A 12,909-nucleotide genomic window follows, 5' to 3' on the forward strand; every position below is an offset into this window, starting at 1 on the left:
AGGCATTTAGATTCATTTTACCCCCTTCAAAACTCGCGTATTTTTAATCGTTCGAATGCTCGCCCAGAATTTTCAAGCTATGCGATTTTTGCGTGTTTTGGGCACGCTTAAATTTAGTGTTAGCATTTATTAAGATTTCATTTTCTGAACTTTGAGAGTTTAAAATTCAAAACTTTCATGCTAATTTAGCATTCAAATAGCTGAAATTTAAGATTTAAAACACTAAATCAAACATAATAAATTTAAATATGAAAATACAAATATCCGTATTTAAACTTATATATTCATAAATATGCAACTATGTATATATAGTTTTAAATGACTGAAAAACAATCAGTTAAGTATAATTTGCTATAAAAATTATATCCTTTACACCCTTATACTCCCCTTATTCGCCGTATATCCTGTATATAGTACCTTTTAGTATGTAAATACCCTATTAAAAGCCAGTTAGTTAGCTAAAAATCATTCTAATATAGCTTTGTAATGCTTTAATCATTGAAATTTTAATTTATGAATTTAAACGGGCATATTTACATCTATGCTCTTTTATTTTGCAAATGTAAAACAATAAATTCAAAGTTTTATATTTTAAATTTCTCTTTAAATTTGTTGCGCGTATCAAATTTTTGTTTTACCTTTGTAAACCGAAAGAAAACATGCCTTTTTAGGCCTAAACCATACTCATGACTGATATGAAGGACAGAATTAGACAGATTATGGAGTCTCAACACATGACTCAACAGGTGTTCGCCGACTTCATAGGAACCACCCCAGCAACCCTGAGTGGTATCTTCAATGATCGCACCCGCCCCACCATTAACATCGTAGAAGCCATCAAGAAGAAAATTCCTAACATCAATACCGATTGGCTTCTTTTTGGTACTGGCGACATGTATCAGCACTCCTCTACCCCGGATGAGGAGGCACAGTTATCGCCTGAAAATGGTGCTCAAGGGGGGCTTTTTTCATCCGAACAGATGTTGGATTTCTCTGGAAATCCTGCTCCTATGCCTCAAAATGCGGTTCAGACACCCCATTTTTATAATGGTGTAAGAAATACACACTTGGAAAATGTGCGCGAAGAGGTAAGAATAGTTGACAAACAGCCTCGTAAAGTTACGGAGATACGGGTTTATTACGATGATCAGACCTGGGAGAGCTTTGTTCCCTCCAAAAAATGATAAATTAGCTTGATTTTTTCTTTTATAATTGCTTTTAGCCTCCAAATGTTGCATTTGGGGGCTTTTTTCGTCTTATGAGCTTAGCCTGCTTCGGTAGTGCGGAAGGTATAGCTCGACATCCGGCTTGGAAAGTCAAATTTTCAACCTGTGCGGTTGTTTCTTAGTTCGAACCTTGCGCAGCCCCTCCCCTCCCATGTAGGGGAGGGGTCGGGGGTGGGGTCAGTGTTGTTGTTCTAACTGCCAATGGAGATACAGACCCCACCCCCCAGCCCCTCCCCTTGAAGGGAGGGGAGTTCGCGGATGATATATGCAATTTATAGAATATACCCCAAAAAGGAATCTTTCGTACTGCGTGGTTGATAATCCAAGGACTCCGTAGGCGCTCCTGATACGTGCCGACAGGGTGCTGATGAAGAATTCTCCTTGGAAGCTTTACAAGTCCCCTCCAGCTGCCCTTAATGGGCTTCTCGAGCATGCAACAAGAAGTGGCTTCGCTTTCTTCTTAATGATGTTGTTTGGAAATCAAATTCTCAACGGTGAGAATTGGACATAGGTATCCCTGCTCGCAAGGATGTCCTTGTGAGAAAAAATACGCCCATAGGGGCTAAAAATAAGCTGTTGTGGGTGGTCAGGCCCTCTTGTTCCGCCGCCAAACAGGTAGATAGACATCTTTTTAATACCTTTTGTGTTTAGCAGTCGCATGCAGCCACTCTGGGCATCTGACATAAAAATATAGAGGGGAACCTGCGCATTGTTTGTCTCACAGACAACAGAGGTCGGTCGTCCTTTGTTGGCGTTCGTGCGATATGTGGGATCGGTGAGCTTCTGTAAGTCCAGAAGTTCAGCCTTTCCTGGCGTCTGGTCGAAGTCGTAGGCATAGATGCCTTCGCTTTCGCCGTGGGTTGTGGTCTCAATGGTCATTGCCAGTGCCTGCTGTGTTTGTGCGCACAGGATGCAGAGCATTGAGATGATAAATATATATAGATGCCTCATAGGCAGTATAGTCTTTGGAAGTAATATTTTCAAAATATCTCTGCAAAGATAGTGTTTTTTTTCGAAAACACCAAAAGTTCTTGAATTTTTTTCATGCTAAAGCATGAAAGTTGTAAAAACAACCCCCTCTAAATCTCCCCGAGGGGAGACTTAACACCCCTCCCTCGGGAGGGGTTGGGGAGGGGTTAATTCATACAACTTGCCACGCCGAGGCTGGTGGCAATCGCCGTAAGGATGGCGATAATAGTTTGCAATACAAACTTCCAAGTTTCCAGTTTCTTCATTGTATAATCAAATTTAATTTTTATATTTGCACTCGTTAACAACATCAAGGAAGTGGAATAAGGCCGATTCTTCATTCGTCATAAGACAGTATACTATGTTCTGCCCCCACTCCTTAACATCCGAATCCGGACAGTTCACTGGGCTTTGACCCCGCATTTGCAATGATGGCTCCAAGATGTTTTGATGTTGCATATTATTTAAATTGTTATTGTTATGACTTACATTGGTATCGACGTCAGCAAGGACACTTTCGTTGTCGCTTATTCTCCAGACAAGAACAGCAAGACGAAGACATTCAAGAACACCACCAGAGGTATTCATGAGTTCATCAGGACCATCTCCAAGGGTGAGCACCACTGTATCATGGAGGCCACAGGTAATTACAGTGCTCTGCTTGTCTATCTGCTTTCAGAGGCAGGTATTACGACAAGCCTGGAGAATCCTCTTAAAGTGAAGAACTTCGCCCGTGCAATGCTATCCACCGTCAAGACAGATGAGATAGATGCCCGTCTGATTGCTCTCTATGGAGAGAAAATGCAGCCTGCGCCTTACAAGCTCCGCAGCGATGCCATTCTTACACTTAAGCAGAAGCGCACAGTCATTCGCCAGCTCAAGAAACAACTCATTGCCACAAGGAACCTTAAAGGCTCGATGGAGGCACTGCCGTTCTTCGATGCCAAGTGCAGGAAGTCGGTCGAGAAGACCATTGCCTTCCTTGAGAAGCAAGTCAAAGACCTTGAAGAAGATCTTGCATCTCTTGCCAAGTCTGAGTACAAAAAGCAGATGGATTTGCTTACCTCTGTAAAAGGCATAGGCGTCACCCTTGCTGCTGCACTCATCATGGCCACCGGCGGCTTCACTTACTTTGATAATGCCAAGCAACTCACCCGTCATCTGGGATTGTCGCCTACATATCAGCAGTCCGGTACTTCAGTCAATTTCAAAGGTCACATCAACCGCAACGGAGACTCTTCTTTGAGGAGTCAGCTCTACGTGGCAGCATTCTCTTCTATAAGATGTAACACCGAGTGTAGAGCCTGCTATGACCGCTTGCGGTCTAAGGGTAAGCCTGGGAAAGTTGCTGTCATTGCCGTAGCAAATAAACTCATTCGGCAGGCTTTTGCCGTTGTCACTCAGGAGAAACCCTATGTCGATGGTTATGTATCTTCAAAGAAATAACTCCTGCATTCTCCCGAGGTATATCAGGATAGTAAAACTAATACCTAAAAAAACACCGAGGGGGTTGGGGGCGAGAAGCCCCCATAAGAAGCACGATATAGCATTAATTGCTAAATATCGTTAACCATATTCATTTTTCTTATTACAGTTCATAGTGTTATTCGGTTAATTGTTTGTTTTTAAAGGCCTACGGATTATACGGATTTTACAGATTGGATTTTTAACGGAGTAAAAATTTGTAAAATCCGTAACGCTCGGCTTTGCTACTTTTACAAGGGCGGAACGCCGACTAAAAGAATCCGTAGGTAAAATAAAGTTTTCATTGGTTGGAACGCCTATGGCGGAAGGTATAGCTCGACGGCCGACAGGGGGAGTTAAATTTTTCAACCTGTGCGGTTGTTTCCTTAGCTTGAACCTTGCGCAGCCCCTCCCCTCCCATGTAGGGGAGGGGTCGGGGGTGGGGTCAGTGTTGTTCTAACTGCCAATGGAGATACAGACCCCACCCCCAGCCCCTCCCCTTGAAGGGAGGGGAGTGCCTACGGAGTCCTCGGATTTTCAACCAACCCCCTCTAAATCTCCCCGAGGGGAGACTTAACCCCCTCCCTCGGGAGGGTCGGGGAGGGGTTAGTTCATACAACTCGCCACGCCGAGGCTAGTAGCGATTGCCGTAAGCACGGCGATGATGGTCTGCACAATAAATTTCCAAGTTTCAATTTTGTTTTTCATGGTAATAAAAAAAATTAATAGTTGAGAGTTCTTTCTGAGGAAAGCGAGCAAGCTCGAGCGGAGAACTGAGAACTGAGAGGTGTTGCGCCTACTGCGCAAACTCAACGATGAGAGTAAAAGCGCCCCTCCCTACAGGGAGGGGAACGGGGGTGGGTCTGTTTGTTTAGTCCTCATTCTCCCCCTGCTCCTTTTCCTTTTCACTTGCGTCAGGCTCAATCTCGAAGCGAGCGTTCTTCATGAACGTAGGACTAGCGTACTCCGAGAACTTCTTCTTGTCGCCGTTGAACTTCACCTGCAGGTGCTTGATGTTCTGCACTCCGAACTCTTCCGCCGATTCAGCACCCCAGGTACTCATCTTCAGCGAGAACGTGCCCAGACCGTCGAGCTTGATCTTGTAGCCCTCGTGCAGCAGCTCCTCGAAGCAGAGCACGAAGCGCTCGATGACACCCTTCACCACATCGGAGGTGTAGATGGTACCGTGCTTGGAGATGTGGCGGCACAGGTCGTCGGTAGAGAGCGTCTCGTTGTAGTTCACGCGTCCGTACCACTTACCGAACATCTTCGAGTTCTTCACCTGGTTCACATACTTTTTGATTCTAAGTTTTGCCATAATTTTTCGTGTGTTTTTAATGGTTAGAAAGTTAATGATTCATTTGCCCTCAGAAAAGCGCTCATTTGCCCCTAGAAAACTCATGATTTGCTATTTCTTAATGACAATACAAAGGTACAAAAAATATCTGAGATACGCAAATATTTTGGTAATTATTTTGATGTATTTATCTATAAGCACTATTCATGTTCGCTATCTGTTGTCCTTGTTTCGTACCATCGTACCATCGTACCATTTCGAAAATCAAAAGTTTGCGTTAAACCAGCCTATTGATATTTATATATAATATTATATATTATAATATATAATATTATATATAAATATTTAAATACCTTTTCTGCGAAGACTCCCCAACTTTGAAAAAACAAAATGGTACGATGGTACGATGGTACGATGGTACGTTTGTGGCATTGCGCTTAGAATGAAAAATAAACGAAGTAAAAAATTGGGTAGTTTAGTGTTCCAAGCTAATTTGTGTTTTTTATAAATTCATTTATAAAGTCAGAAAACATTTGTGTATCTCAGATATTTTTCGTACCTTTGCAGAAGATATGAAGAAGTATATTCTAGATTTAACAGTTTTGTCGGTTCAGCAGATACATGAGCGCTATGTGCTGGTGAAGCTGACTTCCGACGATGCGCTGCCTGACATGCTGCCTGGACAGTTTGTGGAGGTGCGCGTGGATGGCTCTAATACAACGTTCTTACGCCGTCCTATCTCTATTCATTTTGTAGATTACCAGCAGAACGAACTGTGGCTGCTTGTGGCATGCATTGGCGATGGTACTAAGGCCATAGGAGCCCTGAAATCGGGCGATGTGCTGAACTGTGTGCTGCCTCTGGGGCATGGCTTTACGATTGCTAGCGACAACAGGAAATGTCTGCTCGTAGGCGGTGGTGTGGGTGTAGCACCACTGTTGTATCTAGGTGCCGAACTGAAGCGACAGGGCGTTGAGCCAACCTTCCTGTTGGGTGCACGTACGGGCAAGGATTTGCTGATGCTTGACGAGTTTAGGAAATACGGCCGTGTGATGGTGACCACAGAGGATGGTTCTCGGGGAGAGAAGGGCTTTGTGACCAACCACTCGGTGCTGGAACAAGAGCAGTTCGACTTCATTCAAACTTGTGGCCCCACGCCTATGATGAAGGCAGTGGCACGCTTTGCCCGCCAGAAGGGCGTTGATTGCGAGGCGTCGCTTGAGAATCTGATGGCATGCGGTTTAGGCGCCTGCCTTTGTTGTGTAGAGAAAACCACCGAGGGTAATTTGTGTGTATGCAAGGAAGGCCCGGTGTTTAATATCAAAAGACTGTTATGGCAAGATTAGACGTTAAGATAAAGGACCTGTGCCTGAAGAATCCCGTGATGACGGCTTCTGGCACGTTTGGCTATGGATTGGAGTTTCAAGACTTCGTGCCACTGGACGGCATTGGTGGTATCATTGTGAAGGGCACCACCTTGAAGCCTCGTCAGGGCAATGACTACCCCCGTATGGCCGAGACACCACAGGGCATGCTGAACTGTGTGGGCTTGCAGAATAAAGGCGTTGATTATTTTGCTGAGCACATCTATCCTCAGCTAAAGGACATAGATACGAATTGGATTGTGAACGTCAGTGGTTCTTCGCCCGAAGACTATGCCGAATGTGCGGCTCGTATCGCCCAACTTGAGAAAGTGCCTGCCATCGAGCTGAATATCTCGTGTCCTAACGTGCACGATGGCGGTATGGCCTTTGGCGTGACGTGTGCTGGTGCAGAGAGTGTGGTAAAGGCTGTTCGCGAACGCTATCATAAGACGCTCATTGTCAAGTTGTCGCCCAACGTGACAGACATTACCGAGATTGCCCGTGCTGTAGAGGCTGCTGGTGCCGATTCGGTATCGCTGATCAACACGCTGATGGGTACGGCCATCGACATCGAAAAGCGCCGTCGTGTGCTGAGTATCGGTACGGGTGGCTTGAGTGGTCCTTGCGTTAAGCCCGTAGCATTACGCATGGTTTATCAGGTGGCACGTGCCGTCAAGATTCCCGTCATCGGACTGGGTGGCATATCATCGGCTACCGATGCACTTGAGTTCCTGATGGCGGGTGCTACAGCCATAGAGATTGGTACTGCCAACTTCCTTGATCCTGCCGTGACCATTAAGGTGCGCGATGGCATCAATGAGTGGCTTGATCGTCACGGCGTAGATTCTGTACAGGAGATTATAGGCTGTGTGGAATAAAAAAGAGGCCCTTCCCCCATCCTCCTCCCAATCGTGGGAGAAGTAGCCTGCTTCGCAGGGAAGGTATAGCTCGACGGCCGACAGGGAAAGTCAAATTTTTCAAAATTGAAAACAAAATTTCTCATTTTTATTTTCTTTCTCGCAAGTAGAAAAATAATCCTGTTTAATTTTGAATCAAATTTTGAAGAATTTCCCGCCGACAGGCGGCCTCCAATCGCGGAGGAAGAAAATTTCCCGCCGATAGGCGGCCTCATATCGTGGGAGAAGTAGCCTGCTACGCAGGGAAGGTATAGCCTTCCCACCGTAGGTGGCTCGTGAGAAGGAGTGTTTGAAAGGAAGTATAACTTCCCAAAATATATAAAATTTAACAACTAACCGCTATGAGAAAAACATGTTTATTAGGCCTTCTGTTGTCGTGGCTATCGGCAATGGGAGCATGGGCAGAAGACTATGGCGTATTGTACATCAACCTGAAAAACGGCGAGAAGGTGCAATGCGTGATGGACAAGGAGGAGCCCTTGGTGGAATTCAAAGATGGCTGGCTGAACTTGTTTGCCTGGAGTTATGAAGAACAATTGATGCAGTGGAAGGTGGGATTTACGCGCGCCGAAGTGGAGTCGCTGACCACTGGCACCATCTTCATCGATGCCATTCATCCGCTGAAGACAACTGAAGACCGCATAGGCTTCAACCTGCTGCGCAAGGGCGTTGTGGGTATCAGCGGACTAAAGGAAAAGGACAGGGTGATGGTCTGGCGTATAGACGGCCGACAGGTACAGGTGAACGTCAGCATGCATGACGGCAATGCTGAGATAGACCTGAACAATGAGCCGCGCGGCGTCTATATGGTGAGTGTGAACAAGCGTTTTACCTTTAAACTGATGAAGCCATGAAAAAGTCATTAATACTCCTATTAGCTGCAGCTATGACAGCCTCTTCTGCTGTAGCCCAGCAGTATATCACCATCTTTGGTACATCCCTTTATGATGATAAAGAATTTATATATCCATCGGGTATCCCCATTCCTGCCGACGAGGTGGAGAAGATTACCTATGAGGTTGATAGCCTGTTTGATACCCGTTTGCTATATGGCCGTATAGCAGCGGATCCTTCAAACAGCCTCTTTAGTGAGGCGCTGAAGCTGACGGCACTGGCAGACACGCTCCTGAAGTACGATCGCAGGTTCTTGGACGGAACAGAACGCACATACTTCCGCTATAAGAGTCATGTAAACAGCGAGGTGGGATGGTATGACATGGAGCGCTTCTACGACTACACCGTCTTCGTGGAACCCAACAATGTCTTCGCAGATGCAGGCATCAGAACCATTGACCAGCTGAAGGCTTACGCCAAGGACATCTACGATGCCGTCTATCCGGAAGATGCTCAAGTGAGCGACCCCAAGGACCGCAGAAACTCGCTGAACAGGTTTATGGCCTATCACATCCTGAGATACCCCATGCGTCTTAATCAGTTGACAGCCTACGACGGAAACACCCTGGCTGACAACTTCAATCGCGACATAGCCGATATCTCGGCCTATCACACCACCCTGATGGGAGCCGTATTCAAGGTGTCGGCACCCAAGATAAGTGGTAATGACTTATACCTGAATCGTCGTGGTGTGAAGGATAATGCAGATAAATATGGTAAGAAGGTGCCAGGCATAAAGATTGTGAATGGTAGTAGTGTGGAGGCCATGAATGGCTACTATCACCTGATAGACGGCATCCTGACCTACGATCAGCAGACCATCGACAACGTATTGGCTGATGAGCGCTGGCGTGTGGACATAAAACTGCTCTCGCCAGACTTCATGATTCATGCAGAAGAGTTGCGTGGTAACTATTTGATGGATGAAGACCCGAACAACCCCAACCCCTATTCTCCGTATGGACGCAACATAGCCTACAAATGGGGTACGCTGGAGAACTTTACTGCCAACAATACCGACGATCAATACAACACATATCCTTTGGTGCATCGTCGTGCTCATAAAGTGTTCTGGTGTTACGAGGGCGACGAGATTAACCTTTTCGGACTGAGTGACTTCACCATTCGTCTGCCCCTGCTGCCTGCAGGACAATGGGAAGTGCGACTGGGATATTGTGGAGGCATCCCGAGCCATCCTGATGTGGCACTTTATCTGAACGACGAGCTGACAATAGAAAGGCTTCATATGTCATACTCTTATTCCCAGAACAGGGATAAAGCCCTTACGGATGAGAGTGCGCCAAAGGTGCTTCCTGGTCCCAAGGAATATGCCAGTGGTTACACTTCTAATGCTCTTCTATGGTTTAATGAGAATGATAATTTATGTCGTGCAGTAGTGGGGCGCATCGTTAGCGATGGCAAGAACAATTGCACCTTGCGCGTGAGAGTGCATGGGCCAGAGACGCAAGGAAATCTTTATGAGCTGATGCTCGACTACTTGGAGTTCTGCCCCGTATGGATAGCCGACAACCAAGAGATACCTGAAGACTAATGAATACTCACTAAAACGAAGACAATGTTATGAAACACATCAATAGATTATTGCTGACCTTCGCCCTGACGGGTGCTGCGCTGACAGCGATGGGGCAGGATGTGACGGTGGTTCACTTTAAGAATGGTAATGTGAATAAATACATCAACGGTCCGCGAACGATGACAGCCTTGCGCTACTTCGATTTCCATGAGCAGATAGATGCCAAGGGCAGAACATCGGCCGATTTCGAGAATGGCTTCTCTGCAGCATTCGATGTTGATAATGTGTGGCATGAACCAGGCAAGTATTGTCTGGGAATAGTATGGAAAAATGATATCCCCTCTGATTTTCAAGCCTCTCACGGCGTCTTGGTTGGTTCAACGCCAGGTCTCTCTGTGGATGCGTGCGAGCTACTGGGCTATTTCTCAGACTGCAATGTCACTAGGAATACAGGAACATACGCATTTTCAGGTTCTTTCAGTGGCTATCAGTTTATGACGATAGGAAAGACCTCGAAAAACACGCTAAAGATGAAGATTCCTGGTTACTTTCCTGATTCCGCAGGCGTTTTCACGTTTAACCCCCTTATGAAGAATGCCAACCACATAGACTACGACTTCCAGACAGGAAAGACCTACTATTACCGCACATTCGCTAAATGTAAGATAGCAGAGAAAGGAAAAGTGGTAGAAAAATATTTCTATGGCAGGGAGCGCAGCATTCGCATTCCTGTGGTGATGAGCGATGAAGGCTACTATCCTCTGCCATCGCCCAGTACAGAGGCTTTCAATGACTTCGCAAAGTACTTTACTGATGGTGTAATGGTGCCAGCCTGGGAGTCGCTTGACGGTTTGTGGACGGAGTGGAAGGATACTGATGAGGGTAAGCAGATAAACCTGTCTGACTATGTGGAGTCGAAGACGTTTGAAGACGGTACAGGCTATCGTATTAAAGCTATCCCACAGGCGTTCTATAACTGGCTCTGCAAGCGCGAAGTGACTATCGACGTATTCGATAATCTGGCGGAAATAGAGAAGATGCCTATAAGTGGACAACCTACTGAGTCAATAGAAAAGGCTGTTGCGGAGAAGATAACAGGTGTGGATGCAAAATGGCAGTTGCCTGATAATCAGTATATGCGCTTCTCGCCCAATCCTGAAATTTCAAGCAACTACTCGCTGACTTATCGTAGTTCTGAGGTCATTCCTGGCGTTAACTATAGAGTGGAGGTTATATTTGCCCCAGAGACTACCGTAGAGAAAAACGAGGAAACAGCATCGCTATTCCTGCCCACCAAGACGTTTGTAAGCTATCAGTCGGGTGCTCGTTGGAAGGATGTCTTTGGAGATACGGTTGAGGTACCTTCCGACCAAGCAACGACCATGTCGAACGGAACGTTGAAGGTGGAAACGATAGGTACCGATCTACAGTTCAATACCGATGTGAAATCCAAAGAGATAAAGAACGGGGAGTATAATCGTATTCTGCGCATTGCCAAGATACGACTCATTCCCGTGACAGAGTAATCGTCTGAATGATAAGACAAAAAAAGAGGCTTCCTATTTGGAAGCCTCTTTCATATCGCCTTCAATGTAGAGGCGTGTCATCTCTTTTGCTCCGTTGGTACGTACGGTAATGGATTTCTTAAAGTGTCCGGGGAACTTGCCTGTTCCGTTGTAGGTCACTTTTATTTCACCTTTTTGTCCAGGCTGTATGGGCGTTTTGGTGTATTCAGGCACTGTGCATCCACAGCTTGCTACTGCCTGATTGATAACCAATGGCATCTCGCCGATATTAGTAAACTTAAACACGCATGTTACGATAGGTTCACTCTCAGAGAAAGTGCCGAAGTTGTGTGTCAGCGTGTCAAACTTTATTTCTGCTGGTTTTTGGGCCATCATCGTTGTCATTACTCCGATGAGCATCAAGGTCATGAATATCAGTTTCTTCATAATAATTACAGTTTTTTTCTTCTTTCGACGCAAAAGTACTCATTTAGTTTGGTTGACAACCGGAATGTATGCCAATTTTAATTTTTTTTAATAGATATCCATTTGTAATATTCGGTAGCTCCCAGCAGGAAACAGCCCGTTCCATAGTCCTCAAAGTCTGGCTCGCGATCGAACGAAAGTGGCTGGCCATCAGCGGGCTCCTTGCCCGTGCCCTGCATCCATCCCAGGAATCCGTTCTTGTGAACTACCGAGGCAATTGCCTTCCAAGCATTGTGAGCTATTGCGGCATAGTCCTTTTCCTTTAGGTAGCCTTGTTGCATGCCCCAGCAGATGCCATAGAGAAAGAGGGCAGTGCCACTGGTTTCGGGCATGGCGTAGTTGGAAGAAACGAGACTGGGATTCCAGAAACCATCTTCGCGCTGGCATTTCTTCAGAGCCTTGCTCATGGCCATAAAATCACGTTTCAGTTCCTTGTAAGCTTTGTCGCGAGGTGACAACTCATTCATCGAGCGCACTAAAGCGGCATAAACCCATCCGTTGCCACGGCTCCAATAGCAGTCTTTGCCATCAGGCTCTTTATATGGGGGTACAAAATCGGCATCGCGCCACCACAGTCCGTCGCGCTTGTTATACAGACCACCGCCACATTCATTGCGGCTCCAGCGATACATCTTCATGGCATGGTCTTTATAAGCCTTATTGCCAGTGATATGATACATTTGCATGTAGAGTGGCATAGCCATCTGAATGGCATCTATCCATGTCCACCAACCGTATATACTGCCGTTTTTCTTATTGGCAGTCAGCATTTGGTGATCCAAGTTTTGGCGGGCAGGTAAGAGCATTTGCTCATTCTTTGTGCTGAGATAGCGTATCAGGTAGGTCTGTGCACAACATTGGTCGTCGGCATCACAGGTGTTCACACCGTTGCGTGGCGTCCACTGATGGAATGTTGCCCAGCGGTCTGTGTAGTCCAAATAGCGCTGCTGTGGGTCCACTTCTTGTAGCGCCATCAGTCCCTCATAGTACACGGCACGTGTCCATAAGTGTGATGGACGGAGCTTCCTGACGTTGGTAGGCAGGGTGGGGTCATCGTATTTCTCCATGAAATAGTCGTTGGCAAGGCGTGTCACGTTGAGCACCTCTTGTGCATTCTGTGCGCTCATCATGATGGCCTGTGCTGTCAGCGTAAGTAGTAAAAAGAATCGTTTCATCGTTTTGTAGAATTAATTTCATTGTGCAAAGATAGCAATTATTTTCTAAAAAGGCACGTTGTTTCCAAAAATAATAGT

General features: G+C 46.0%; 13 protein-coding genes. 7 read left to right on the forward strand and 6 right to left on the reverse strand.

What is annotated here, in order from left to right; all coding sequences use genetic code 11:
- Positions 1–695: 695 nt before the first annotated feature.
- A complete protein-coding gene (locus L6472_RS04610) occupies positions 696–1,184 on the forward strand; it encodes a helix-turn-helix domain-containing protein (protein ID WP_237807460.1) in 489 nt (162 codons plus the stop codon).
- A gap of 522 nt (positions 1,185–1,706) precedes the next feature.
- On the opposite strand, the gene L6472_RS04615 is transcribed toward L6472_RS04610, so the two are convergent.
- On the reverse strand, positions 1,707–2,177 hold the full coding sequence (locus L6472_RS04615; RefSeq protein WP_237807462.1) for a hypothetical protein: 471 nt from the start codon (positions 2,175–2,177) through the stop codon (positions 1,707–1,709).
- A 185-nt stretch (positions 2,178–2,362) separates the two neighbouring features.
- The gene (locus L6472_RS04620) at positions 2,363–2,461 is read right to left on the reverse strand and encodes a smalltalk protein (RefSeq protein WP_237807463.1); all 99 of its coding nucleotides are present in this window, start codon (positions 2,459–2,461) and stop codon (positions 2,363–2,365) included.
- Positions 2,462–2,675: 214 nt separating this feature from the next.
- Between L6472_RS04620 and L6472_RS04625 the strand changes: the two genes are divergently transcribed.
- Positions 2,676–3,641 carry an IS110 family transposase gene (locus tag L6472_RS04625; RefSeq protein WP_237807464.1) on the forward strand — a complete coding sequence of 322 codons (966 nt, stop codon included), beginning with the start codon at positions 2,676–2,678 and terminating at the stop codon, positions 3,639–3,641.
- A 624-nt stretch (positions 3,642–4,265) separates the two neighbouring features.
- Here L6472_RS04625 and L6472_RS04630 read toward each other — a convergent pair.
- On the reverse strand, positions 4,266–4,367 hold the full coding sequence (locus L6472_RS04630) for a smalltalk protein (RefSeq protein ID WP_155808454.1): 102 nt from the start codon (positions 4,365–4,367) through the stop codon (positions 4,266–4,268).
- A 163-nt stretch (positions 4,368–4,530) separates the two neighbouring features.
- The gene (locus L6472_RS04635) at positions 4,531–4,977 is read right to left on the reverse strand and encodes an HU family DNA-binding protein (protein ID WP_237807465.1); all 447 of its coding nucleotides are present in this window, start codon (positions 4,975–4,977) and stop codon (positions 4,531–4,533) included.
- A 551-nt stretch (positions 4,978–5,528) separates the two neighbouring features.
- Here L6472_RS04635 and L6472_RS04640 point away from each other — a divergent pair.
- The 5 genes from L6472_RS04640 (at position 5,529) to L6472_RS04660 (ending at position 11,191) form a co-directional block, all read left to right on the forward strand.
- Positions 5,529–6,302 (forward strand): dihydroorotate dehydrogenase electron transfer subunit, encoded by a 774-nt coding sequence (locus L6472_RS04640; protein ID WP_237807466.1) that lies wholly within the window; start codon positions 5,529–5,531, stop codon positions 6,300–6,302.
- Positions 6,290–7,198 (forward strand): dihydroorotate dehydrogenase, encoded by a 909-nt coding sequence (locus L6472_RS04645; RefSeq protein WP_237807467.1) that lies wholly within the window; start codon positions 6,290–6,292, stop codon positions 7,196–7,198. Before L6472_RS04640 ends, L6472_RS04645 begins: the two co-directional genes overlap by 13 nt.
- Before the next feature lie 380 nt (positions 7,199–7,578).
- Positions 7,579–8,091 carry a hypothetical protein gene (locus L6472_RS04650; RefSeq protein ID WP_237807468.1) on the forward strand — a complete coding sequence of 171 codons (513 nt, stop codon included), beginning with the start codon at positions 7,579–7,581 and terminating at the stop codon, positions 8,089–8,091.
- Complete coding sequence (locus L6472_RS04655; protein ID WP_237807470.1) at positions 8,088–9,683, forward strand: hypothetical protein; 1,596 nt, start codon at positions 8,088–8,090, stop codon at positions 9,681–9,683. Before L6472_RS04650 ends, L6472_RS04655 begins: the two co-directional genes overlap by 4 nt.
- Positions 9,684–9,712: 29 nt before the next feature.
- Positions 9,713–11,191: a hypothetical protein gene (locus L6472_RS04660; protein ID WP_237807472.1), complete on the forward strand. Its 1,479-nt coding sequence runs from the start codon at positions 9,713–9,715 to the stop codon at positions 11,189–11,191.
- 33 nt (positions 11,192–11,224) lie between these two features.
- On the opposite strand, the gene L6472_RS04665 is transcribed toward L6472_RS04660, so the two are convergent.
- Positions 11,225–11,617 (reverse strand): DUF1573 domain-containing protein, encoded by a 393-nt coding sequence (locus L6472_RS04665; protein WP_237807473.1) that lies wholly within the window; start codon positions 11,615–11,617, stop codon positions 11,225–11,227.
- Positions 11,618–11,694: 77 nt separating this feature from the next.
- Positions 11,695–12,831 (reverse strand): glycoside hydrolase family 105 protein, encoded by a 1,137-nt coding sequence (locus tag L6472_RS04670; protein ID WP_237807474.1) that lies wholly within the window; start codon positions 12,829–12,831, stop codon positions 11,695–11,697.
- Positions 12,832–12,909: the final 78 nt, after the last annotated feature.

Source organism: Prevotella sp. E13-17 (assembly GCF_022024035.1).
Taxonomy (GTDB): Bacteria; Bacteroidota; Bacteroidia; order Bacteroidales; family Bacteroidaceae; genus Prevotella.